Here is a 24,264-nt window from a genome sequence, read left to right on the forward strand (position 1 = left end):
GGCTCAGCCGAAGGTGGTGGTGGCGGCGTCGACGGCGCGCGGTTCGGCGAGACGGACGTCGTCGACGACGATGAGCGCACGCCACTTGTCGAAGGTGGTGCAGGGGTGGGACAGGCCGAGGCGGATGACGTCGCCGACCTCGACGTCACTGCCGGGCGGCAGGGAGACGAAGGTGTGCTGGTCGTTCATGGCCGTGGTCGTCGCGCCGGCCAACGGTTCGACGGTGCTGGAACCGGCACGACGGACACCCTGCACCTCGGGCAGCCCCTCGTCGAAGGGGAAGTCGCGCTTGCCGCCGTCGATGAGCGCGAGACCGGGCTCGGGGCGGGAGACGACCGTGGCCCAGCCGTGGATCGCCGAGCGGAACGAACCGACGCCCTCGTGTCGACCGAGGGGCGTGATCCCGCGGTAGAAGCCGTCGTCGTGGGTGATGTAGGCGCCGGACCGCAGCAGGACGTCGACGCGCGGGCCGCGCGCGCCGTCGAGGTCGCGCAGACCGGCGAGCACCTCGGCGACGACGTCGAAGTAGGCGCTGCCGCCGGCGGTCACGACGACGGTGTCGACACGCTCGTCGTAGCGGCCGCCCGAGACCAGCTCGGTGTGCAGCGCCGCGAGGGACTCGAGGTAGTCGCGGACGATCCGGAGCGAGCCCTCGTCGCCGTGGTGCGCGAGCGCTCCCTCGTACCCGCCGACGCCGGCGAGCGCGAGCTCTGGCGAGGCGACGGCGGCGTCGGCGATCTCCCGGGCGGTGGCGTGGTCGCGGGCCCCGGTTCGTCCGCCCGGTGCTCCGAGTTCCACGAGGACGTGCAGCGGACGACGTGGCGGCTGCTCGGCCAGCACGCGGGCCATGATCTCCACCGCGCGGACCGAGTCGGCCCACACGACGATCTCGGTGTCGCCCTCGTCCAACGCGCGCCCGACGGCACGGAGGTGCTCGGGCTGCACGAGTGCGTTGGCCAGCATGACGCGGGGGATCGACCAATCGAGGGCGATCGAGAGCTGCCACGGCGTCGCGACGGTGACACCCCAGCTTCCGGCGTCGAGCTGACGTTGCCAGAGGGCACGGTTCATCGTCGTCTTGCCGTGTGGGGCGAGCCCGACACCGGCGCGCTCGCACCACTGCCGCATGGTCTCGACATTGTCGGCGACCGCCGAGCGGTCGAGCGTCACAAGAGGCGTCGTGAAGTCGGCGAGCGCCGGGCGAGCCTCGAGGAACGTGGCCGCATCGGTTCCGACGGAGGCCGGCGGGAAGCCCTTGAGGCTGCCGTCGAGCACCCCGAGGTCGGCGGCGTCGAAGTCGTCCGTCATGGTCTCCTCGTTTCGGTTCCGAGCGTCGCACCACCGTAATCGGTGGGTCGCGTTGCAACATGTGCAACGTGTATTGCACCGATCGCTACGTCTGTTCTAGCATTGCGACCACAGGCCGTCAACCGGACAGGGCCGCGACACGAGGGGAACCGTGATGACGACGTCACCGTCCACCGTGAGCACGATCGGCGAGGCGATGGTCGTCCTCCTCCCCGAGGGGCAGCTCCCCGTCGCCGAGGCGCGCGAGTACCGCACGGGCGTCGGGGGTGCCGAGTTCAACGTCGCGTCCAGCCTCGCGCGCCTGGGCGTCCCCACCCATTGGATCTCCCGCGTCGGCGACGACGGCTTCGGCGACTACATCCTTGAGACGGCCCGCCACGACGGCGTGCTCACCGACGCCGTCGAGCGCGACGACCACCGACCCACCGGGCTCTACGTGAAGGAGACGGTCGTCGGTGCCGACGGTGATCGACGACCGCGGATGCACTACTACCGCAGCGGCTCGGCCGCGTCGGCGCTCGGTGCCGACACCCTCCGGCACGATGCGACCCGCGCGGCCGTCGCCGCGTCGGCCATCGTGCACACCTCGGGCATCACGCCCGCGCTGTCCGACTCGACCGCGGACCTCGTGGGCGAGCTGGGCGGGGCCCTCCCCGACGGCGCCGCCCTCAGCGTCGACCTCAACTTCCGGCCGCGCCTGTGGGAACGCCGGTCCACGGCCGCACTCCACCGCCTGCTCGACCAGGCCGCGGTCCTCTTCCTCGGCACCGACGAAGCCGAGCTGTTCTTCGGGCACACGGACGCCGAGCGGCTCTTCGCGGATCTGCCCACCCTGCAGCGCATCGTCCTGAAGAACGAGGAGAACGCCGCGACGACCGCCCACCGGGGCGTCGCGGAGCACTGCGTGGTGCGGTCGCTCTCGGTCGACGTCGTCGAGACGGTCGGCGCAGGCGACGCGTTCGCCGCCGGATACCTCGCCGGCCTGGCCGACGGCCTCGACGACACCGCCTGCACGCGACTCGGCCATGCGGTCGCGGCATCGACACTCATCTGTCACGGCGACCGCCCGGAACTCGTCCCCGACGCACCCGGCGTCCGCACCATCGTCGAGGCGGACGACGCGGCATGGGCTTCGTGGCGGATCGCCGCGGACCGGCCGCTGCCCTGGTCGACGGCCGGATCACCGGGGACGGTGGGCGCATGAGTCAGTCGCTCTCCCGGGCACTCGACCTCCTCCGCGAGATCGTCTCCGGCACGAACTCCCTCGACGCACTCGCGGCGACGGCCGGTGTGCACAAGACCACGGTGCTGCGCCTGCTGAACACGCTCGAGGAGCACGGCTTCGTCACCCGCGACGCCTCGTACCGCTACCACCTCGGGCGGGCGATGTTCGAACTGACGCAGACCGCGCTCGACGAGCAGGACGTCCGTGGGGTCGCGGCCCCGCACATCCGTGCACTCGGCGCGGCGACCGGTCAGACGGTCCACCTCGCCGCGTACGAGAACGGTTCGGTGTTCTACATCGACAAGGTCGAGTCGCGCCAACCACTCCGGATGTACTCGCGCGTGGGCCTGCCGGCCTCGCTGTATGCGACCGGCGTGGCCAAGGTGCTCCTCGGCGGACTCGACGAGGCCGAGCGTCGGCGCGTCGTCACCGGCATCGTCTTCGAGCGGTACACCGACAAGACCATCACCGACGCCGACGCCCTCCTCGCGGAGATCGAGCGCTCCAACGGACGCGGGTGGGCGGAGGACCACGAGGAGCACGAGAGCTTCATGAACTGCGTCGCCGCGCCGGTGTTCGGACCGGACGGCCGCGTCGCCGCCGCCGTGTCGATCTCGGTGCCGACGATGGTGCTCCCCCACAGCGGCGTCCGCGCCCTGCTGCCGCAGTTGCTCGCCACCACGGAGGCGATCTCCGCCCAGCTCGGCTACGCGCCTCCCCCCTCGCCCTCCGACCCCTGACCACTCCCCGGTCCCTGACCCCCACCCCGGTCCCTGACCATCCACCCCGGTCCCTGAGCTTGTCGAAGGGCCACCAACACGAAGGACACCCCCATGACCGCACGCACCGCCATCTCCACGACCGACGCTCCGGCTCCCGCGCACACCTTCTCCCAGGGTGTCCGCAAGGGCAACTTCGTCCAGGTCTCCGGCCAGGGCCCCGTCGACCCGGGGACCAACGAGTACCTGTTCCCGGGTGACGTCGCCGCGCAGACCACCCGCACGCTGCAGAACGTCGAGGCGATCCTCGCGGCCGGCGGCGCGACCTTCGACGACGTCATGATGCTGCGCGTCTACCTCACGAAGCGCGAGGACTTCGCGATCATGAACGACGCCTACGGCGAGTTCGTCGGCTCGCGCGTCAAGAGCGGCGTCCTGCCGTCGCGCACGACGGTCTTCACGGGCCTCCCCCGCGAGGAGATGCTCGTCGAGATCGACGCGATCGCCATCGTCGACTGACCCGCCCTACCGCCCGGCGTCCGGGAGAGGCCACTCGTAGCGCTCCTTCACGACCTCGAGGTGGATCCAGCTGTCGAGCCGGATCACGTCGTCGAGGGATTTGAGGGAGTCGATCACCTGGTGCAGGCCGAGGGCCGAGTCCGCCGAGATCGTGGCGACGAGGTCGAACCGCCCGATGGTCCGCGCGATGAACTCGACCCCCCGGAGGCCCCGGAGCGCGTCGATCGCCCGGACGCCGTCGCCGTCGATGTTGATGCCGACACCCGCGGCGGCCTTCGCACTCCGCAGCCGACGGTTGAGGACCGGCCCGATCCGCACCACCTGGTGTTCGACGAGTGCCGTGACGCGACTCCGGACCGAGCTCGCCGACAAGCCGACCTGATCGGCGAGCTCGCGGTAGCTCCGGCGGCCGTCCTCCTGGAGGGCCGTCATGAGTTCGAGGTCGACGCCATCGATCCGCAGGCCGGCAGGCAGCGGCTTGCCCGGCATGAAGACCCCGGTCACGACGTCGACGTAGAGCAGCGTGTTGACCGACACGACCCCCGGCAGTCCACGGATCACCGCGACCGTCGCGTACAGCTCGCGCTGGTTCGGCAGGCGCAGCTCGACGACGAGATCGTGCTCCCCGCTCACCGCTGAGACGAAGACCGCCGCCGGGAGTGCGACGAGCGCGGGGATCGTGTCGGCCGCGGCTCCGGCGGTGTGGATGGAGACGTGCGCGTACGCCTGTAGCCCGAGGAACTCGGGGTGGACGGCGGCGACCACCCGCACGGCACCGGTGCCGATGAGCGTGCTCAGCCGCCCGGCGACGACCGCCCGACTCACCCCGGCGAGCTCCGCGAGTTCGCTGTAGCTCGCCCGCCCGTCGTGCTGCAGCAGCTCGATCAGCTGCTCATCGAGATCAGGCATGACGGACTCCTCGGCTGCTGGGCGAGAGATCGCCGGAAAAATCTTCTGCACCCCAGTGTGACGTATGCGCGGCTGCGATGGTCGGTTTCGGGAGGTATTCCATCGACTTCGCTCGGTTGTCGTCGAATCGTCGGCGGATCGGCCCGCCTGGCCGTGGATCTGTTTGCGCACCTGGCGCGAAGGGCGTAGCTTCCCCATCAGCCACCGCCGCAGCGACGCGACCCGCAGCCCTCAGGAGCCCTCCCATGCGCAAACTCCACGACAACGAACGCTCCGTGCTCGAGAGCCGCCCGCTCGTCCTCGTCCCGACGTCGATGCACACGCTCGACCCCGAGGTCGACGGCGAGGCGGTCCTCGTCTTCGGCTCGCGCATCGCCGCCGTCGGAACGGTCACCGAGTGCACGACCGCCGCGACCCGCCTCAGCGGGCAGGAGCCCGAGGTGCGACGGCTCGACGGCGTCCTCGTGCCCGGCTTCATCGACCCGCACGCCCACCCGCTCATGTTCGGACAGATGCTCAGCTGGGTGGACTGCGGCCCCGAGCATGCTTCGACCATCCCCGAGATCGTCGCGCTGCTTCGCGCCGCCGCGGCGACGACGCCCGCCGGCCAGCCGATCCGGGGGTACGGCTACGAACACCGCAATCTCGCCGAACAGCGCCACCCCACCCGCTTCGAACTCGACGGGGTGAGCGCCGACCGCGAGGTCTACCTCATGAACGCGAGCGGCCACGGCGGCGTCGTGAACAGTCACACCCTGGCTGCAGCCGGCGTCACCCGCGACACCCCCGACCCGGACGGCGGCGTCTTCTTCCGCGACGAGGACGGCGAACTCACCGGCGAACTGTCCGACGCGGCCTGCAATATCCTCACCGGCGTGAGCGGCGTGAAGATCGGCCACCACGGCCCGAACTTCCACCTGCAGGACGAGCCGGACGAGCACCTCCGCCAGCTCCGCGTCGCGCAGGACCGCTTCCTGCAGGGTGGCGTGACGACCATCGGCGACGCCCAGGTGACGAAGCGCGAGTTCGACATGTACCTGCGTCTCGCCGAACAGGGCGGCCTGAGGACGCGAGTCAGCATGTACCTCCTCTCGCACCTGCTCGACCAGGCGCTCGAGATGGGGCTCCACGGCGCGTTCGGGAACGCGCACCTCGCCTTCGGCGGCATCAAGTTCTACGCCGACGGCACCCTCGGCGGGTGGACCGCCTACTTCCCGGACGGCTACGTCGGCGACCCGTGCCGCACCGGCCAGCTCTACCACGACCCCGCCGACTACGCCGAGCTCATCGCGCGGGCTCATGCGGCCGGGCTCCAGACGGCGACCCACGCGCAGTCCCCCACCGCGATCGCGATGGTCATCGACGCGATCCAGGCGGCGCAGGAGGCGACCCCGTCGTCCGACGCCCGCCACCGCATCGAGCACTGCGGCCTCCCGTCCGAGGAGCAGATCGTCCGGATGCGCGAGTTGGGGATCCATCCCGTGAACCAACCGCAGCACTACTACAACTGGGGCGAAGGGGTCACCGACGCGGTGGGCACCCCCGGTGAACGCTTCAACCCGCTCGGCGAGTTCATCGAGGCCGGGGTCCCGGTCACGCTCAGCTCGGACGCACCGGTGGCCGAGCCCAAGCCGCTGGAGGCGATCCAAGCCGCCGTCACCCGGGTCACCCGGCGCGGTCATCAGCTGGGCTCGGACGCGTTGCGGATCAGTGCCCGCGACGCACTCCTGGGTCACACCCTGCAGGGCGCGGTCGCGCTCGGCCGCGAGGACGAACTCGGTTCGATCACCCCGGGCAAGCGCGCCGACTTCGCCCTCCTCGCGAGCGACCCACTCACCGTCGAGCCGTCCACCATCGCCGCGATCCGCGTCCACGAGACCTGGGTCGACGGCGTGCGCGAGTACGCCCATGCGGGCTGAGCGCCGACCAGCGCGGAGCCCCCGCCCGCATCCGGCATCCACCGGTCACCCCACCCCGACTCCCCCAGCACCCCCGGCAGCATTCCAGGAGGACCAGCAATGACGCACGATCCCCGCACCGAGACCGCGCAGGCACAGACCACGCGCGCCAGGAAGGCCGGCTTCGCCGCATTCGTCGGCACCACCATCGAGTGGTACGACTTCTACGTCTACGCGACGGCGGCCAGCCTCGTCTTCGGCACCGTCTTCTTCCCGGAGTCGACCGACCGGTTGACCGGCATCGCGGCGGCCTTCGCGACCTACGCGGTCGGCTTCTTCGCCCGCCCGATCGGCGGCATCATCTTCGGGCACATCGGCGACCGGATCGGTCGGAAGACCGCGCTCGTCGTCACCCTCACGATGATGGGTGCTGCGACCTTCCTCGTCGGGTGCCTCCCCGGGTACGCATCGATCGGCGCGTGGGCGCCCGTGCTCCTCGTCGTCCTGCGGTTCGTGCAGGGGCTCGCCGTCGGTGGCGAGTGGGGCGGAGCCGTCCTCATGGCCGTCGAACACGCTCCGGCCGACAAGAAGACCTTCTACGGCGGCTTCGCGCAGGCCGGCAACCCGGCCGGAGCACTCCTCGCGACCGGCCTGTTCAGCCTCATCTCCCTCCAGGGCACCGAGTTCATGCTCGCCTGGGGGTGGCGGATCCCGTTCTTCGCCTCGGCGTTGCTGATCATCGTCGGTCTCATCGTGCGGATGAAGGTCGAGGAGTCCCCGGTGTTCACCGAGAGTGTCAAGACGGTCTCCGCGGCCGATCAGCCCGTCCCGATCCTGTACGCGATCCGGACGAACTGGGCGAGCATCCTGCTCGGCATCTGCGTCCTCCCGGTCGCCATCGGCGGGTACTACCTCGTCACCACGTTCGCGACGGCCTACGCGACCGACCCGAGCGTCGGCCTGTCGGAGAGTGTCGTCCTCAACGCCCTCAGCGTCGCCGCCTTCGTCGAACTCGTCGTCACCCTCGGTGCGGCGTGGCTCGGTGACCGCTTCGGCCGGAAACGTGTGGTCGGGATCGGGCTGATCGGGGTCGCGATCCTCGCAGCACCCCAGTTCCTGCTGTTGAGCAGCGGCAGCATCCCGCTGATCTTCCTCATCTTCATCCTCATGCGGCTGGCGATGACGGCGACCTACGGTCCGATCGCCACGGTGCTGTCGCAGATGTTCCGTCCGCAGGCGCGGTACACGTCGATCTCGCTCGCGTACCAGCTGTCCGGCGCGATCTTCGGTGGACTGTCGCCCCTGGTCTCGACCCTGATGTTCCAGGCGACCGGCAGTATCGTCCCCGTCGTCCTGCTCCTCGTCGGGATGTGCGCGTTGAGCCTCGTGTGCCTGATCGCCGCCCCGCAGTACGTCGACGACGCCGAGGGCGCGGTCGCTCCGGAGTCGATGTCGCGTGACGGGCGGGACCGGTCGTGAGCGGCCCTGTCGGCCCCGTCGACGCGAGCGCCGTCCCACGGTTCGCGGGCATCGCGACCTTCGCCAGGCTCCCCCGCATCGAGGACGTCGGCCGGGCAGACGTCGCCGTGGTCGGTGCACCCTTCGACGGTGGTGTCAGCTACCGCCCCGGCGCTCGGTTCGGCCCGGCACACGTGCGGGAGGCGTCACGACTGCTCCGGCCGTACAACCCCGCGCAGGACGTCGAGCCGTTCGGTGCCCAGCAGGTCGCCGACGCCGGCGACATCGCGATCAACCCCTTCGACCTCGAGGAGGCCGTCCGGCAGGTCGAGGAGGCCGCCGCCGTGCTGTCCACCGACGGCACGCGACTCGTGACGATCGGCGGTGACCACACGATCGCCCTCCCGCTCCTCCGGAACGTCGCGAGGGAGCACGGCCCGGTCGCCGTCGTCCATTTCGACGCGCATCTCGACACCTGGGACACCTACTTCGGCGCTCCGATCACCCACGGCACCCCCTTCCGACGCGCCTCCGAGGAGGGGCTCGTCGACCTCGAGGCGAGCCTCCACGTCGGCATCCGCGGGCCGCTGTACTCGCGCGAAGACCTCCGCGACGATCAGCGCCTCGGTTTCGCCGTCATCTCGAGCGTCGAGCTGGAGACGGAGGGGCTCGGCCGCGCGATCGACCGGATGCTCGCGCGCATCGGCGATCGTCCCGTGTACCTCTCCGTCGACATCGACGTGCTCGACCCGGCCCACGCGCCCGGCACCGGCACCCCCGAGGCGGGCGGCCTCACGAGCCGCGAGCTGCTCGCGATGATCCGGGCATTGGCCGGCGTGAGGCTCGTAGGCGCGGACGTCGTGGAGGTCGCACCGGCCTACGACCACGCGCAGCTCACGGCCGTCGCGGCCTCGCACGTCGTCTACGAGATCCTGTCGGCCATGGCGCCGCGCTGATCGACCAGGGCGGCGGCGCGGCCCACGATCACCAGTCGTGGACGGTGCCGTCGGCGAGGCGGTTGTAGGGCAGGTAGGCGCGCTGGTACGGGTACTTCCCGGCCTCGTCGACGTCGAGCTCGACACCGAGACCGGGCGCCTCGCCCGGGTGCAGCATGCCGTCGGTCCACGTGTAGGACTGCTGGAACACCGCGTCGGTCTTCTCGCCGTGCTTCATGTACTCCTGGATTCCGAAGTTGTGGATCGCGAGCCCGAGATGCATCGCGGCCGCCATGCCCACCGGGGAGATGTCGGTCGGCCCGTGCATGCCCGACTTGATCTGGTACTGCGAGGCGTAGTCGAGCACCTTCTTCAGGTGCGTGATCCCGCCCGTGTGGGTGACGGCGCTGCGGACGTAGTCGATGAGCTGCTCGCGGATGATCTGCTGGTAGTCCCACACCGTGTTGAAGATCTCGCCGATCGCGAGCGGGGTCGTCGTGTGCTGCCGGACGAGCCGGAGGGCCTCCGGGTTCTCCGCCGGCGTGCAGTCCTCCAACCAGAACAGGTCGTACGGTTCGAGGCTCTTGCAGAGTTTCGCCGCCTGGATCGGCGTCATCCGGTGGTGCCCGTCGTGCAGCAACGGCAACTCCGGCCCGAACTCGTTCCGCACCGCCTCGAACACCGTCGGCAGGTGCCGGAGGTAGGAACGGGTGTCCCAATCCTCCTCGTTCGGCAGACCACCACGCTGCGCCGGTTCGTGGTCGTAGCGGACGCCCGTGTTGCCCTCGAAGGTGGCGTTGGAGGCGATCCCGTAGATCGACTTCAACCCCGGCACCGCCGTCTGGATGCGGATCGCCTTATAGCCCTGCGCCTGGTGCTCGCGCACGCTGTCGAACAACTCCTCGTTGCTCTTGCCCGACGCGTGCCCATACGCGAGCAGACCCGTCCGCGACGCTCCACCGAGCAACTGGTACACGGGCATGCCCGCCGCCTTGCCCTTGATGTCCCACAGCGCCATGTCCACCGCGGCGATCGCCGCCATCGTCACCGGACCACGCCGCCAATACGCCGAGCGGTACAGGAACTGCCAGGTGTCCTCGATCCGAGCCGCATCGCGCCCGAGCAGCAACGGCACGACGTGCTCCGCGAGGTACGCGACGACCGCCTGCTCGCGACCGTTCAGGGTGGCGTCACCGAGCCCGGTGAGCCCGTCGTCCGTCGTGAGCTTCAGGGTCACGAAGTTCCGGTCGGGACTCGTGACGATGACCTCGGCCTTGTCGATGTTCATCGGTGCTACTCCTTCGTACGGTGCGACCGAGGTGGCCGCGCGGGGGTCGAGTGGATGTGGTGTCAGGGCCGCGGGCGGGTTCGGACCAGGTCATCGCCGAGTCGTTCGACCTCGGCGACCAGCTCCGGTCCGCCGCCCCTCGACGGGTCGAGCAGGCGCGGGTCGATCAGACGGACGAGCGCCGTCGTGCGCTCGGAGCCCTGCGCGCGCAGGGCCTCGGCGATGGCGTCCGCGGCTGCGTCACCCGGCCGGTCGTCCGCCTGCACGGCGAGCACCCAGGCGGCGATCACGCGGAGCGACCCGGTTCCGGGGCGACCGGCCGCCAGCTCACCGAGGAGGGTCGAGACGATCCGCACCCGCAGCTTCGTCACTCCTTCGAGCGCGATCTGCTGCAGCCGGTGTTCGATGCGGGCGTTGTCGAAGCGCTCGAGCAGCGCGCGCCGATAGGCCGCCAGGTCGAGGCCATCCGGGAGGTGGCGCTCCGTCTCGTCCCAGTACTCCTCGACCCAGGCTCGGCAGGCGCGGTCGCCGACGGCCTCGGCGACCGTGGTGTGCCCGCGGAGTGGTCCGGCGTAGGCGAGCAGGCTGTGGGCACCGTTGAGCAGGCGGAGCTTGCGTTGCTCGAACGGCTCGAGGTCGTCGACGAACCGGACGCCGGCCCGCTCCCAGGCCGGTCGTCCGGCGGGGAAGTCACCGCTCAGCACCCAGTCGGTGAAGAGCTCAGTGACGACGGGCACCCCGTCGGTGTAGCCGGTGAGCGCGGCGGCCGCCACCTCGTCCGCGGCGGTCGGCCGCGGCGTGATGCGGTCGACCGAGGCCGAGACGAACGACACCTGTGCGGCGATCCACTGCGCGGTCTCCGGGCGGACCCGTTCGGCGAGCGCGAGCACCGCACCCTGGACGAGCGCGCCGCCGTCGGCGATGTTGTCACACGGGACGATGGCGATCGGGCCGGCTCCGGAGCGACGGCGCGCCTCGAGACCGAGCACCAGCCGACCGAGGGCCGTCGTCGGCCGGGCGTCCCCGAGCGCCGCTTCGGCACGACAGGCGGCGGACAGGATGGCGACGTCCTGCTCGACCGCCGGATCCGACGTGTCCGGTCGGCCGTCCGCGTCGAGGCGGTACCCGGACTCGGTGACGGTGAGCGTGACGATCGCGGTCGACTCCAGCGCGAGGAGGTCGACCAGGCGCGGGAGGTCGGCTCCATCCCTGGCCTCGACGATCGAGCCGACGATGGTCGCCGTATCGCCCGCGGCCGACCGTTCGACGACGGTGTACAGGCAGTCCTGAGCGCTCAGCTCGGCCGCGGCCTGTGGGCTCCGACCGGTGAACGCGGCGATGCCCCACTCGTGGTCGGGGTCGGCGAGCTGCGTGTACCAGGCCTGGTGCGCGCGGTGGAAGGCACCGAGTCCGAGGTGGACGATCCTGACCGGCGCCGTCGGGAAGCCGGGCAGCAGCGCACGCGACAGCCGCGGGACCGTCTCCGCTCCGTGCTCGGCGTCGGTGGGCAGCTGCGCCGCTGGTGCCCTCACAGCTTGAAGACCCGTCGCGGCTGGTCGACCACGAGGTCGACAATGGTCCGCTCGGCCGTCACCTGGTCGACCCGTCCTTCGCGGACGAGCCGCGCGAGGAACGCCGCGTCGAGGCGGCGCGACATGTCGTGACGTGCCGGGATGGAGAGGAACGCCCGGGTGTCGTCGATGAACCCGGACCCCCGCGAGAAGCCCGCGGTCTCCGTCACGGCCGCTCGGAAGCGGAGCACGGCGTCGGGTGCGTCGAGGAACCACCACGGTGCGCCGATGAAGACGCTCGGGTAGAAGCCGGCGAGCGGGGCGATCTCCCGCGAGTAGCTCGTCTCGTCGACACTGAAGAGGACGAGGTGGAATCCGGGAGCCGTCCCGAAGCGTTTGAGCAGCGGGCGGAGGGGCTTCACGTACTCGGTGCGCACCGGCAGGTCGTGGCCGGTGTCGGGGCCGGAGCGTTCGCGCGTGGCCGAGTGGTGGTCTCGGAAGACGCCCGGATGGACGGTCATGACGAGCCCGTCCTCGACGCTCATCCGAGCGCTCTCGAACAGCATGTGGGCGGCGAAGCGCCCACGCTCGGCGGCGTCCGCGGTCCCCGACAGCGCGCGGTCGAAGAGGGCCTGCGCCTCGGAGTCGTCGAGCTCCACGGTGCGCGGTTCCAGGACCCCGTGGTCGGCGGACACCGCGCCGTGCTCGATGAAGTGACGGCGACGACCGGCGAGGGCCTCGAGATAGCCGCGGTGACTGCCCTCCGGCGTCCCGTTCCAGGCGGCGAGCGCGGCGACGCGTTCCGACCAGCCGGGCTTCGACGGGTCGAGGTAGGCGTCGGGACGGAACGTCGGGAGCACGCGCCCCCGGAAGCCGGGATCGGACGCGAGCGCGGCGTGCGCCGCGAGGTCGTCCATCGGGTCGTCGGTGGTCGCGAGCACCTCGATGCGGAAGCGGTCGAACAGCGCGCGCGGACGGAACGCCGGCTGCTGGAGGGCATCCTCGATCGTGGTGAAGAGTCGGTCCGCGTTCGCCGCGTCGGGCTGCTCCGTGATGCCGAACTGCTCACCGAGGATCGTGCTCAGCCAGTATCCGGAGGCGGTGCCGGCGAAACGGGGCCACTCCTCGCAGAACCGACGCCAGGCGTCACGCGGGGCGGCGACGGCACCACCGTCCGCGATGTCGGGCACGCCGACCTCGGCGAGCGCGTGACCGGAGGCGTGCAGCAGGCGGGTCACGTAGTGGTCGTGACGGAGGAAGAGCTGGGTCGCGTCCGTGAACGGGGTGTCGTCGACGAGGATGGCCGGGTCGACGTGGCCGTGGGGGGAGATGATCGGCAGCTCCGCGACGGAGCGGTACAGCTCGCGGGCGACGTCGCGCGTCCCCGGATCGGCGGGGAGCAGGCGGTCTGGATCGTTCTGCAGCGTCATTGGCACGCCTCCATTGAAGCCAGCGACCGACACCGTGTCAACCGATTGCCACTACTTCGTGGCAATCGCTTGCCACGCCGCGGACCTTCTGCGAGACTGATCCCGCTTCCGCCCAGGACGTCCCGGCCGACCACCGCTGAAACGCTTCACTGCCGCGAGGAGCGCACCCCCGCTATCAAAGGAGATTGCAGTGGCAAGCAGCATTCGTTTCGGAATCGCGACCGCGGGAATCCTCGCGCTCGTACTGACCGCCTGCTCCGGCCCGGGCGGCGACGACTCGGCCGACGGCCCGGTGACGCTCGAGTTCTGGGCCTGGGGCTCCAACATCGACAAACGCGTCGAGGTGTGGAACGAGGCCAACCCCGACATCCAGGTCAACATCTCAGCGCCGGCGAGCGGCGCCGACATGCCCGTCCGCGTGCTGAGCGCCGTCCGCGCCGGCGACGGACCCGACATCGCGCAGGCCGAGTACACGCAGATGCCGACCTACGTCTCCGCCGGCGTGCTCGCCCCACTCGACAGTGCGAAGGCGGAGCTCGAGGAGGCCTACTCCCCGACGGTGCTCGACACCGTCTCCTTCGACGACACGGTCTACGGCGTCCCCCAGGACCTCGGGCCGGCACTGTTCGTCTACCGCAACGACCTCTTCGCCCAGTACGGCCTCACGCCGGCGGCCAGCTGGGACGACTTCCGCGCCCTCGCAGAGCAGGTCCGCACGCTCGACGGCGACCGGTACCTCTTCAACTTCAGCTCCATCGACGCCGACCAGTTCATGGGCCTCGCCCTGCAGAACGGGGCCGAGTGGTGGGACTACTCCGACGAGGAGTGGAGCGTCGACATCGCCAGCGCCCAGACGCAGGAGGTCCTCGACTTCTGGCAGGGCATGGTCGAGGACGACCTCGTGAGCACGTACCAGACCGGCAGCCCCGAGCAGATCGAGGCGACCGCGAGCGGCCGTGTGCTCGGCACGATCGCCGGAGCGTGGGCGCCTGGCCCGCTGCTCAACCAGTACCCCGACACGGTGGGCCTGTGGTCGGCCGCGCAGATCCCGCAGTGGGACACCGCCGACCCGAGGGTCTTCGCCCGCGGCGGCTCCGCCAACGTCATCCTCAAGGAGAGCCCGCACTACGAGCAGGCCCTCGAATTCATCACCTGGTTGAACGCCTCCGAGGAGGGCGCCGAGGGGCTCGTCGAGGTCAACAAGTTCACCGGGGCACTCCACGGCCAGGAGATCGACCGCACGCCGCCGGACCTCATGCCGGAGGACACCACGTACTGGCCGAGCGCCACCGAGGCCGCCTCGAAGCTCGTCTCCGTGCAGTGGGGACCGAACACGCAGGTCGCCTTCACCGCGATCACCGACGAGCTCGGCAACGCGATCGAGGGGACGAGCCCGTGGGCCGACGTCCTCCCGAAGGTGCAGGACATCGTGCAGAAGGATCTGGCCGGGTAATGACCGTGCCGACCATCGAGCAGCCCCGTGCCCGCGGCACCGCCGCGGGCACGGCTCCCACCGGACGGCGCGCCTCGCTGACGCGCCCGCACCACCTGTTCGCCTGGGGACTCATCGCACCCGCGGTCGTGCTCTTCGTGTTCGTCTTCATCATCCCGATCGTCTACTCCGGCGGCCTCAGCCTCATGGGGACGGCGGCCGGGGCGAGCGCCTACGGCGTGCGTGAGGAGGTCTTCGTCGGGCTCGGCAACTACGTGAAGGTCCTCGAGGACCCGACGTTCTGGACCAGCCTCGGCAACCTCGCCGTGTACGCGCTGTTCCTCGTCCCGATCATGATGCTGACGGCCATGCTGCTGGCGCTCCTCCTCGACCTGCCGCGCGCCCACCTCCGGGCGTTCAGCCGCATGGCGATCTTCCTGCCGTACGGCGTCCCGAGCGTCATCGCGGCGCTCATGTGGGGCTTCCTGTACGTGCCGGAGATCAGCCCGATCTACCAGCTCGCCGACACCTTCGGCCTGCAGTTCCCGACGCTGCTGCGCGGCGACCTCGTCATGACGGCGATCATCAACGTCGTGCTGTGGGGCGGGATCGGGTTCAACACGATCATCCTGTACACCTCGCTGCAGTCGCTGCCGAAGGAGCAGATCGACGCCGCCCGCATCGACGGCTGCGACGAGCCTCGGATCGCCTGGTACATCAAGCTGCCGCACATCGTGCCCGCGACGATCCTGACGGGCCTGTTCTCGATCATCGGCGCCCTGCAGGTGTACAGCGAACCGCAGATGCTCTCGAGTCTCACGCCGGCCATCAACTCGACCTACTTCCCGCTCATGCGGGTGTACCGGGACGCCTTCGCCCACGACGACCTCAACTCGGCGTCGGCGGCTTCCATCATCCTCGCCCTCGCCACCGTGCTGCTGTCGCTCCTGGTGCTCGGTGGGCAACGCCTCGCCGCTCGGAGGAACGCATGACCACCACCGCACGCACCCCGGAACGGGTCGAGGAGGACCGACGTGCCAGGGAAGCCTCGCGCCGGAGCCACCGCGACCACGACCGCAAGCCGGACAACGGTCCGAGCCTGGTCCGGAAGCTCGGCGGCCTCCTCCCCACGATCGTCCTGCTCATCGCCGTCGTCTACTTCCTCCTCCCGATGGTCTGGGTCGTGTTCGCCGCGACGAAGAGCACCGGTGAGCTGTTCTCGACGGGCGCCTTCTCCGTCGGGTCGAGCCTCGTCGACAACCTGGTCGACCTCTTCGAGTACGAGAACGGCTCCTTCATCCGCTGGTTGGGCAACAGCTTCATCTACTCGATCGGTGGAGCGCTGCTGTCGACGGTGGTCTCGGCGGCCGCCGGCTACGCGCTCGCGCTCTACCGGTTCCCCGGCAAGAAGGCCGTGATGGTGGGGCTGCTCGCCGGTGTCCTCCTGCCGACGATCACGCTCGCGATCCCCCAGTACATGCTGTTCGCGCAGCTCAACCTCACCAACACCTACTGGGCGGTGCTCATCCCGATCTCGATCACGCCGTTCGGGATCTACCTCTCCTACGTCTTCGCGAGAGGGTCCGTGCCTCAGGAGCTCCTCGAAGCCGCACGGGTGGACGGGTCGAACGAGGGGCGCACCTTCGTCTCGATCGGCCTCCCGCTGCTGTTCCCCGGCCTCGTCACCGTGTTCCTCCTGCAGTTCATCGGTGCCTGGAACAACTTCCTGCTGCCGTACATCATGCAGTCGAAGTCGGAACTCTCCCCGATCACCGTCGCCATGTTCCTCATGCTCAACCGCGGCGGCAGCGAACCGGTGCTCTACTCGGTGGCCATCGCGGGCGCGCTCGTCGCCGTCATCCCCGTCGTGATCTTCGTCCTGGTGTTGCAGCGCTTCTGGCGCCTGGACCTCATCTCGGGAAGCCTGAAGTAGCCATGACGACCCTCCACCCCACGAACGGAAGGACCCCCATGTCCGACACGGACACGCGATCCGACACGAACCCGACGGCCCAGCGGTACCCGCTCAGCGGCTACGGCGTGATCGTGCCGAGCGAGCGCATCGCCGCAGCGTTCGCCGCCGGCGCCGACTACGCCGAATCGACCATCGTCGGCAACCTCGTCGTGGCCGAGGGCGACGGCTGGGTGCGCAACCCGGCGTACGACGCCACGGTCCGCCGCGGTTCCTTCGCGATCCTGTTCCCCGCCGAGCTGTCCCTGGCGGACCCTGGCGTCCCGGCGGACCGCGTCACCGCCTACCTCGACGCCGCCATGCCCGTCATCGGCTCGGTCGCGGAACCGGGCGCGAAGATCGTCTTCGGGAGCGGGACCGCGCGCACCATCCCCGACGGGGTCGACCTCGCGGCTGCCCGGGCACGGTTCGCGGAGGTCGTCGTCGAGACCCGCGACGCCGCCGAGCGGAACGAGCTGCAGATCGTCCTGGAACCGCTGAACCGACGCGAGACGAACCTCCTGAACTCCCTCGAGGAGACGGTCGCCTTCCTCGACGAGTTCGACATCGAGCGCGTCCCCGTCGTCGCCGACCTCTTCCACATCATGCTCGAGGCCGAGCCGTTGTCGGTCGTCCGGGAGCTCGGGCCGCGCATCGGGCACGCGCACATCGCCGACGCCGAGCGACGACCCCCGGGGCAGGGCGACTGGCCGCTCGCCCCCTTCATCGAGGCCCTCCGGGCGGGCGGGTACGACGGCCCCGTGACCGTCGAGTGCCTCTTCGAGGACTTCCAGCCCGAAGTCGAGGCCGCCCTCGCACACCTCCGCCGGCTCGCCTGAGCCGGCACGACCGCAGCCCGCATCACCCACCGAACTGGAGCGAACCCCCGCATGACCCGACCGCACCGCATCGCCATCGCCGGCGCCGGCATCATCTCGAAGCAGCACGGCATCGTCATCGACCAGCTGCGCGACGAGTTGGAGCTCGTCGCCGTCGCAGACCCCGAACTCGCGAAGGCGGAGGCCCTCGTCGCCGAGCGCGGCGGACGGGCGTTCGCGAGCCTCACCGAGGCGTTGGCGCAGACCGACCCGGACATCGTCGTCGTCTGCACGCCCACCGGGCTGCACGCCGACCTCGCCATCGAGGCGCTCGAGGCCGGGAAGCACGTCATCATCGAGAAGCCGGCCGACGTCACCGTCTCGCGGACCGACGACATCATCGCCGCCCAGGAGCGCGCCGGGACGCTCGTCACCGTCATCTCGCAGCACCGGTTCGACCCCTCGACGGAGATCATCCTCGACGCGGTCGAGCGCGGCGACTTCGGTCGACTCACCTCGGGCATCGCGTCCGTCGACTGGTGGCGCGGTCAGAGCTACTACGACTCCGGTGACTGGCGTGGCACCTGGGCGCTCGACGGCGGCGGTGCGCTCATGAACCAGGGCGTGCACACCGTCGACCTGCTCGTCGCGGTGCTCGGGCGTCCGGTCGAGGTCTTCGGATACACCGCGCTCCTCGCCCACGAACGGATCGAGACCGAGGACGTCGCGGTCGGTGTCGTGCGGTTCGCCTCCGGCGCGCTCGGCGTCCTCCACGGCTCCACCGCGGTCTACCCGGGACTCATGGCCAGGCTGCAGGTGCACGGCGACCGCGGCTCGGCGGTCATCGAGAACGACCAGCTCACCTACTTCCACGCCACCCCCGCCGGCACGGAGCGCGCTGAGGCGTTCTTCGGTTCGCAGGGCGCCGGCACGAACCAGGCCGAGCAGTTCGCCGACGAGACCCAGGCCGGCTCCAGCGTCGCCGGCCAGATGTCGGACGCGCATCTGCGGCAGTACCGGAACGTCCTCGCCGCGATCCGCGGGGAGGAGCCGCTGCGCGTGACCCTCGCGGAGAACCGACAGGCGATCTCGATCATCACCGGCCTCTACGAATCGGCACGCACGGGCGGGCCCGTCCGCCTCGACACCGTCCCGGCGGTGACCCGATGAACGCCAGGACGCCCCGGGTGGCGGCGAACCCCATCCCCTACTGGAGTGCACGCGGCAAGACCCGGGAGGTGTTCGAGGAGGCCTTCGCCGACTTCCAGCGCATCGGGTTCACCGCGGTGAAGGCCGACATCCCCGAGGGCATGACCGCCGACGAGTACCGGTCCTGGATCGACGGCTACGGGCTGGCGCCGTCGCTCAGCCTGTTCAGCAGCCCGTTCGACGAGACGGTCGAGCTGGCCGACGTCCTGGAGGCCGCGAAGGCGTTCGGAGCCGCGCAGGCCTCGCTCGGACTCGACCGGACGATGATCTCCTCCATGTCGGTCCCGGCCCGCATGGTCACCCCGGCCGTGGGCGCGGACTTCTCGCAGGAACGCCTCGACCGCGCCATCGAGCACGCCGGTCGCACCTGCGAGGTCCTGCTCGCGGAGGGGGTCCGCCCGTTGCACCACTCACACGTCGGCGGGGTCTTCGAGACGGAGCACGAGATCCGGAGCCTGCTCGACACCCTCGGACCGGACCTCATCGGCTTCGGTCCCGACACCGGCCACCTGCGCTGGGCCGGCGCAGACCCCGTCGCCATGATCACCGACTACCGCGACCGGGTCGGCGGCATCCACATCAAGGACGTCTACGCCGACCACCTCGACGGTGCCGGCGACGGCACCCTGTCGTACCAGGAGACCTCGCAGACGAAACGCCTGTGGGCGGAGCCCGGACTCGGTGTGCTCGATTTCGACGTCATCGTCGCGGCGATGCCTGCGGACTACGACGGCGACTACATGATCGAGGTCGACTTCCCGAGCGTCGACAGCGTCTTCGAGTCGCACCGGCTGTCCTACGAATGGGCGAGCCACGCGCTCGACGTCGGGAGCCGCTGAGGGCCCCGGGGTGAGCCCGCGAGCGGTGACCGCGGCAGTACGATGGCTCAGGTCGCCGACGGCGGCGATCGAGAGGAGCGAGCACCATGAGCACCTCTGACGCGTCGCCCGAAGTCGTCCTGCCGGCACCCGACGCGGAAGCGCCCGAAGCCGGAGCGCCCGAAGCCGGAGCGCCCGAAGCCGCCACCGTACCCGCGAAGACGAAGCGCGCCGCCACCATCTACGACATCGCCCAGCTCGCCGGCGTCAACCCGTCGACGGTGTCCCGGGCCCTGAGCCGCCCCGGGCGGATCAACGAGAAGACGGCGCAGAAGATCCACGACGCCGCGAGGCAGCTCAATTACGTCGCCAACCCGGCTGCCCGCGCGCTGCCCACCGGACGCACCGGCACCCTCGGCCTCATCGTCGCCGACATCACCAACCCGATGTTCTTCGACGTGGTCCGCGGTGCTGAGCGCGAGGCGGCTGAGCGCAACTACACGCTCGTGCTCGCGGAGTTCAAGGAGTCGGCGGAGATGGAGCTGCTGACCGCCAGACGGCTCATGCCGTCGGTCGACGGTCTCATCCTCGCGACGTCGCGGCTGCTGCCCGACGACGTCCGTGCGCTGGGCCAGGAGAAGCCCGTCGTGGTGATCAACCGTCAGGTCGACGACGTCGACAGCATCGTCGCCGACGTCGACCCCGGCCTCACGGAGGCGATCGACCATCTCGTCGGGCTCGGGCACCGCCGCCTCGCGTTCGTCTCCGGTCCCGGCCGGTCCTGGATGTCGCGGCACCGGTGGAACCGGACGCGGGAGCTGTGCGCCGAGCGCGGGATCGAGACGGTGCGGGTGCCGTCGACGCAGCCCGACATGGCGGCGGGCAGGGCGGCGGCCACGGCCGTGCTCGAGACGGGTGCCACCGCGGTCCTGGCGTACAACGACCTCCTGGCCATCGGCATCATGCTGGAGCTGCGCTCGCGCGGCGTCGAGATGCCCGCTCAGCTGAGCCTCATCGGCTTCGACGACATCTTCGGTTCGGACTTCACGACACCGGCGCTCACCTCGATCCGCAGCCCGCACATCGCCTCCGGCTCCTACGCGGTGCAGACCCTCTTCGCGCACCTCGGGGGCACCGACGTCCCGGTCATCACCGACCTCGCGACCACGCTCATCATGCGCGAATCGACCGCCCCGCCGCGATGATCGAGCTGAGCGGGCACCGGACGGCGTGGGCCGAGGCGTTCCGGCTCGAGGCGGCGCGGCTGTCAGCAGCCTTGGCAGGCCACGTCGACGCGATCGAGCACATCGGCAGCACCGCCGTTCCGGGACTCGTCGCCAAGCCGATCATCGACCTCGCCGCGCGGGCGTCGGACGGCACCGATCCCCGCTCCCTCGGTCCGCGGCTGGTGCAACTCGGCTACGACCCGAAGCCCGCCGGCCCCACGACGCACGCCGTCTACGCCCGCTCTGACGGGAGCAGGCGGACGCATCTCCTCCACGTCTTCACCGCCGACGACTGGGAGCACTGCAACCAGCGGCTGTTCCGCGACAAGCTGCTGCACGACGACTCCGCCGTGCGCCGCTATCAGGACCTCAAACTCGGCCTGGCCGCAGCGCACGACGACGGCCGCGCCTACACCGCGGCGAAGCTCCCGCTCATCGAGGAGCTGCTGAACGAGGAGCGCGCGGCGAGAGGCCTCCCGCCGACGACCGCCTGGGACAAGTAGCGTCGTCCCTCGCGCGGCCTCAGGCGACCAGTTCGATCTCCACGCGTGCGCCGAGCGGCAGCCCGACGACCGCGACCGTGGTGCGCGCAGGGTAGGGCGCCGAGAAGACCGTCTCGTAGACCCGGTTCATCGCCGCGAAATCGGCCATGTCGACGAGGTAGACGTTCACCTTGACCACGTCGCCGAACCCGCGCCCGGCGGCCGTCAGCACCGACTCGAGGTTGGTGAACACCTGGCGGGTCTGCTCGGAGACATCACCCTCGACGAGGGCTCCGGTCGCCGGATCGATCGGTGTCTGCCCGGAGAGGTACAGCGCTCCACTCGGGGCGACCGCGGCGTGCGAATACGGCCCGACGGGCTTCGGGGCGAGCGGGTCGTTCACCGTGGATCGTGTCATGGCCTCAGCCTAGGGAAGACCGGCGATTCAGCGGGCGCTCGACGCGAGGGTGACGCTCGGGTACTCACCGAAGCGGCTCGCGTAGGACGCCGCGAACCGTCCGAGATGGGAGAACCCCCACCGTCGTGCGAGCTCGGCGACGGTCGCCAGGCCCGGTTCGGCGTCCTGCAGTTCCTGTCGGACCCGGTCGAGGCGGATCGAGCGGAGGTAGTCGGTGGCGGTGAGGTCGTACTCCCGACGGAAGGCCGTCTGCAGGCTGCGCGGGCTGAGCCCGGCGGCGGCGGCGATCTCCTCGGTCCGGATGGGGCGGTGGGCGTTGGCGATCATGAACTCCACCGCAGCCGCCGTCTTCCGACCGGACGCCACGACGCGATCCCGCCGTGGCTGCACGGCCAGATGCGGGAAGGTCTCGAGGAGCGCGACCGCGGCCGAGCGGTTCGCCTCGGCGCGGAGCACGGCCGAACTGCCGTCGTCGTAGATCACCCGGCCGACGCTCGCCACCGCCTCCGCCCATCGCCGCAGCGCCTCGCCCGACGGTCGGAAGGTCGTGTCGAAGGTGATCGGACCGACCGAGCCCTCGAGCTCCGCGGCGACTCCCTCGAGGTACGTTCCACCGAAGTGCATCATGTTGAGCCGATAGTCGATGAGGTCGAACTGCGCGGGGCGGTCGTTCGCGAACATCGCCGGCTGCCCCTGCAGGAACGTCATCGGCGAACCCAGCAGGTCTGAGACGCCTTCGCCGCGCGTCATCCAGGCGACGACGTACTCGCCCTGCGTGAACGACGCCCCCGTGATCCGTCCCTCGACCTGCGACGCGCGCAGCGCGAGATCGTCGTCACCGACTGAGGTGAAGCGGTACCGGAACTCGGCGGCGGTCGGCTCGACCGTCATCCGGCCGATGTTGTAGGCGGCACCGTACAGCTCCCGAGCCTGATCCACATCGGTCCCGGCGGCCTCGAACCGCTGCGCGGACCCTGGTTTCACGCTCATCCTGCCCAGAATCTCACGACTCCGGCGCAGCTCCTCCTTCGGGCGATCGTGCTTCGTTTACTGGATAGTGCGGGTCCGGCGGCGGACGGTGTGCTTCACCCGATGTACGAGGTGTCGGAGCGGGCCTCGCCCGCCACCACGGCCGTCAGATCGACCTCGCGGCCGTCGAGCCGGAACGTGAACCGCCCCGTCTGCTCGACCGTGGGCGTCTCGCTGAGGTACTGGCGGAGTTCGGCGCGTTCGCTCTCGTGGAGCCAGACCACCGGGTCGGAGGTCGATTTGAACTCGAGGATGGCGGCGACGTCCTGGAGCAGGCGACGTTCGACCGGGTCGAGGAGGTTCCGGGCGCTGCGGAAGTAGACCGCGTCGGGGTCGACCTCGTAGACGTCCTTCAACCAGACCCGGTTGATGGAATCGACGATCGAGTTCCAGGCGCCGACACCGGAAGGGTCGCCGATCCGTTCGGCGTTGTCCCAGAACGGGCCGACGTCCGGGCCCACGCGGGCGCCGTCGAACACGCCGATGGACGGGATCATCGGCACGCCGCAGCCGAGCAGGTACACGTCGTCGCCGACGGTCTCCCTGATGAACGAGATCGCGTCCCGGTAGGCGGTTTCGCGGTGGACGTCCTGGTGCCGCCGACCGGCGACCGCGCCCGCGTACATGAAGTCGAGCTTGAGGTAGCTGAAGCCCCATCCGGTGACGCGTTCGAAGACCTCGCGGAGGTGGTCCTGCACCTCGCGCTGCGTGGTGTCGAGCGAGTAGTAGTGCGAGTTCCAGTTGTAGCCGGTCGCCAGTGGGCGTCCGGCGTCGTCCTGCACGAGGAGGTCGGGGCGTTCGCGGGCGATCGTGGAGTCCGGCAGCGCGATCATCGGAGCGAGCCACAGGCCTGGCCGGAACCCGGCCGAAGCGATCCGCTCGGCGGTCGCCTGCATACCGGAGGGGAAGTCCGGTCCGGCGGTCCAGTCGCCGACGATCGGCTCCCAGCCGTCGTCGAGCTGGAACACGTCGAAGGGGTACCCGGTGAGGTCGTCCACGGTGCGGGCGACCAGCTCCTCGTCGATGCCCTCGTAGTAGGAGTACCAGCTGCTCCAGACGTGACCGGCCCGCTGCGAGCGCCGACCGAGCCGTTCCGACAGCACCGCGGCGTAGTCGGCGAAGGCCTGCTGCTCCGGGCCGAAGGTCACGAACCACTCGGCTTCGTCGGTCTCGCTCCGCGCCCAGATGGTGTTGCGGTCGGCACCGACGCGCGGGTTGCCGAGGCCGAGCGTGCCGATCAGCAGCACCGTGCCGTCGGGTCCCGCGATGGCACCGACACCGCTGCCGGAATGGTGGTGCGGGGTCTCGTTGAGCGCGTCGTCGGCCGTGAGGAGTCGGTCCGGGCTGTCCTTGATGCCGATGGTCTCGCCGTCGGTGGTGGTCCAGCCACTCGGGCTCCACGAGTTCCAGCCGTGCCGGTAGAACCCGGTGTCGCCGAACGGGTGGAGCAGCGCGACGGGGCCAGCCGGGATGATGTGGCCGGTGCGCGTGGCGACGGGTGCGCCGGGGAGGTTCGCGGGGACGCGGAGGTCGCCGAAGGTGAAGGTGTGCAGCATGTGGTTGCCCTCTCGTGGGTGGTCGACCGCCCGACGGCGGCTTCCGGTCGGTCGACGTGGGTAGAGTCGGACCGACGAGCAGTTAATACTGCAACGTGGCGTGATAAGTCGCAAGAGCTCCCTGG

The 24,264-nt window shown here is 70.3% G+C and carries 22 protein-coding genes; 14 read left to right on the forward strand and 8 right to left on the reverse strand.

The genetic code is table 11. The annotated features are described in order from the left end of the window. Positions 1 to 3: 3 nt before the first annotated feature. A complete protein-coding gene (locus tag ASE44_RS12335; RefSeq protein ID WP_056780217.1) occupies positions 4 to 1,308 on the reverse strand; it encodes an amino acid deaminase in 1,305 nt (434 codons plus the stop codon). 154 nt (positions 1,309 to 1,462) lie between these two features. On the opposite strand from ASE44_RS12335, the gene ASE44_RS12340 reads away from it, so the two are divergent. The 3 genes from ASE44_RS12340 to ASE44_RS12350 all read left to right on the forward strand — a co-directional run bounded on the left by ASE44_RS12340 (position 1,463) and on the right by ASE44_RS12350 (position 3,771). Beyond that, positions 1,463 to 2,512 (forward strand): sugar kinase, encoded by a 1,050-nt coding sequence (locus ASE44_RS12340; protein WP_056780220.1) that lies wholly within the window; start codon positions 1,463 to 1,465, stop codon positions 2,510 to 2,512. Then, entirely contained in the window at positions 2,509 to 3,273 is a 765-nt protein-coding gene (locus ASE44_RS12345) for an IclR family transcriptional regulator (protein WP_056781175.1), read from the forward strand. Before ASE44_RS12340 ends, ASE44_RS12345 begins: the two co-directional genes overlap by 4 nt. 93 nt (positions 3,274 to 3,366) lie before the next feature. Then, the gene (locus ASE44_RS12350; protein WP_056780222.1) at positions 3,367 to 3,771 is read left to right on the forward strand and encodes a RidA family protein; all 405 of its coding nucleotides are present in this window, start codon (positions 3,367 to 3,369) and stop codon (positions 3,769 to 3,771) included. Between the two features lie 6 nt (positions 3,772 to 3,777). Here the strand turns inward: ASE44_RS12350 and ASE44_RS12355 are convergent, their stop codons facing one another. Next, positions 3,778 to 4,680: an Lrp/AsnC family transcriptional regulator gene (locus ASE44_RS12355; RefSeq protein WP_056009935.1), complete on the reverse strand. Its 903-nt coding sequence runs from the start codon at positions 4,678 to 4,680 to the stop codon at positions 3,778 to 3,780. Positions 4,681 to 4,925: 245 nt separating this feature from the next. Here ASE44_RS12355 and ASE44_RS12360 point away from each other — a divergent pair, with 245 nt between their 5' ends. The 3 genes from ASE44_RS12360 to speB all read left to right on the forward strand — a co-directional run bounded on the left by ASE44_RS12360 (position 4,926) and on the right by speB (position 8,992). Then, entirely contained in the window at positions 4,926 to 6,599 is a 1,674-nt protein-coding gene (locus tag ASE44_RS12360; protein ID WP_056780225.1) for an amidohydrolase, read from the forward strand. A gap of 99 nt (positions 6,600 to 6,698) precedes the next feature. Next, positions 6,699 to 8,057, forward strand: a complete 1,359-nt coding sequence (locus ASE44_RS12365) for an MFS transporter (protein WP_056780227.1) — start codon at positions 6,699 to 6,701, stop codon at positions 8,055 to 8,057. Then, complete coding sequence (gene speB / locus ASE44_RS12370; RefSeq protein ID WP_056780229.1) at positions 8,054 to 8,992, forward strand: agmatinase; 939 nt, start codon at positions 8,054 to 8,056, stop codon at positions 8,990 to 8,992. The genes ASE44_RS12365 and speB overlap by 4 nt, the downstream gene beginning before the upstream one ends. A gap of 28 nt (positions 8,993 to 9,020) precedes the next feature. Here the strand turns inward: speB and manD are convergent, their stop codons facing one another. The 3 genes from manD to uxaC all read right to left on the reverse strand — a co-directional run bounded on the left by manD (position 9,021) and on the right by uxaC (position 13,200). Next, positions 9,021 to 10,259 (reverse strand): D-mannonate dehydratase ManD, encoded by a 1,239-nt coding sequence (gene manD / locus ASE44_RS12375; protein ID WP_056780231.1) that lies wholly within the window; start codon positions 10,257 to 10,259, stop codon positions 9,021 to 9,023. A gap of 62 nt (positions 10,260 to 10,321) precedes the next feature. Further along, the gene (locus ASE44_RS12380; RefSeq protein ID WP_235522600.1) at positions 10,322 to 11,791 is read right to left on the reverse strand and encodes a mannitol dehydrogenase family protein; all 1,470 of its coding nucleotides are present in this window, start codon (positions 11,789 to 11,791) and stop codon (positions 10,322 to 10,324) included. Continuing rightward, the gene (uxaC, locus tag ASE44_RS12385; protein WP_056780233.1) at positions 11,788 to 13,200 is read right to left on the reverse strand and encodes a glucuronate isomerase; all 1,413 of its coding nucleotides are present in this window, start codon (positions 13,198 to 13,200) and stop codon (positions 11,788 to 11,790) included. The genes ASE44_RS12380 and uxaC overlap by 4 nt, the downstream gene beginning before the upstream one ends. 190 nt (positions 13,201 to 13,390) lie before the next feature. Here uxaC and ASE44_RS12390 point away from each other — a divergent pair, with 190 nt between their 5' ends. The 8 genes from ASE44_RS12390 to ASE44_RS12425 all read left to right on the forward strand — a co-directional run bounded on the left by ASE44_RS12390 (position 13,391) and on the right by ASE44_RS12425 (position 21,157). Then, positions 13,391 to 14,653, forward strand: coding sequence for an ABC transporter substrate-binding protein (locus ASE44_RS12390; RefSeq protein ID WP_056780236.1), 1,263 nt, complete (start codon positions 13,391 to 13,393; stop codon positions 14,651 to 14,653). Beyond that, positions 14,653 to 15,624 carry a carbohydrate ABC transporter permease gene (locus tag ASE44_RS12395; RefSeq protein ID WP_056009949.1) on the forward strand — a complete coding sequence of 324 codons (972 nt, stop codon included), beginning with the start codon at positions 14,653 to 14,655 and terminating at the stop codon, positions 15,622 to 15,624. Before ASE44_RS12390 ends, ASE44_RS12395 begins: the two co-directional genes overlap by 1 nt. After that, a complete protein-coding gene (locus ASE44_RS12400) occupies positions 15,621 to 16,565 on the forward strand; it encodes a carbohydrate ABC transporter permease (RefSeq protein WP_082455992.1) in 945 nt (314 codons plus the stop codon). The genes ASE44_RS12395 and ASE44_RS12400 overlap by 4 nt, the downstream gene beginning before the upstream one ends. A 38-nt stretch (positions 16,566 to 16,603) precedes the next feature. Continuing rightward, positions 16,604 to 17,422, forward strand: a complete 819-nt coding sequence (locus ASE44_RS12405) for a sugar phosphate isomerase/epimerase (RefSeq protein ID WP_056780237.1) — start codon at positions 16,604 to 16,606, stop codon at positions 17,420 to 17,422. Between the two features lie 51 nt (positions 17,423 to 17,473). After that, positions 17,474 to 18,571: a Gfo/Idh/MocA family protein gene (locus tag ASE44_RS12410; RefSeq protein ID WP_056780241.1), complete on the forward strand. Its 1,098-nt coding sequence runs from the start codon at positions 17,474 to 17,476 to the stop codon at positions 18,569 to 18,571. Further along, entirely contained in the window at positions 18,568 to 19,449 is an 882-nt protein-coding gene (locus tag ASE44_RS12415; protein ID WP_056780245.1) for a sugar phosphate isomerase/epimerase, read from the forward strand. The genes ASE44_RS12410 and ASE44_RS12415 overlap by 4 nt, the downstream gene beginning before the upstream one ends. A gap of 86 nt (positions 19,450 to 19,535) precedes the next feature. Further along, positions 19,536 to 20,633 carry a LacI family DNA-binding transcriptional regulator gene (locus tag ASE44_RS12420; protein WP_056780248.1) on the forward strand — a complete coding sequence of 366 codons (1,098 nt, stop codon included), beginning with the start codon at positions 19,536 to 19,538 and terminating at the stop codon, positions 20,631 to 20,633. Beyond that, positions 20,630 to 21,157, forward strand: coding sequence for a GrpB family protein (locus ASE44_RS12425; RefSeq protein WP_056780249.1), 528 nt, complete (start codon positions 20,630 to 20,632; stop codon positions 21,155 to 21,157). Before ASE44_RS12420 ends, ASE44_RS12425 begins: the two co-directional genes overlap by 4 nt. Positions 21,158 to 21,176: 19 nt before the next feature. Here the strand turns inward: ASE44_RS12425 and ASE44_RS12430 are convergent, their stop codons facing one another. The 3 genes from ASE44_RS12430 to ASE44_RS12440 all read right to left on the reverse strand — a co-directional run bounded on the left by ASE44_RS12430 (position 21,177) and on the right by ASE44_RS12440 (position 24,139). Further along, the gene (locus ASE44_RS12430) at positions 21,177 to 21,554 is read right to left on the reverse strand and encodes a Rid family detoxifying hydrolase (RefSeq protein WP_056009959.1); all 378 of its coding nucleotides are present in this window, start codon (positions 21,552 to 21,554) and stop codon (positions 21,177 to 21,179) included. 27 nt (positions 21,555 to 21,581) lie between these two features. After that, positions 21,582 to 22,544, reverse strand: a complete 963-nt coding sequence (locus ASE44_RS12435) for a helix-turn-helix transcriptional regulator (RefSeq protein WP_056780252.1) — start codon at positions 22,542 to 22,544, stop codon at positions 21,582 to 21,584. Positions 22,545 to 22,639: 95 nt separating this feature from the next. Beyond that, entirely contained in the window at positions 22,640 to 24,139 is a 1,500-nt protein-coding gene (locus ASE44_RS12440; protein WP_056780255.1) for a glycoside hydrolase family 36 protein, read from the reverse strand. Positions 24,140 to 24,264: the final 125 nt, after the last annotated feature.

Source organism: Plantibacter sp. Leaf1 (genome assembly GCF_001421315.1).
Lineage (GTDB): Bacteria > Actinomycetota > Actinomycetes > Actinomycetales > Microbacteriaceae > Plantibacter.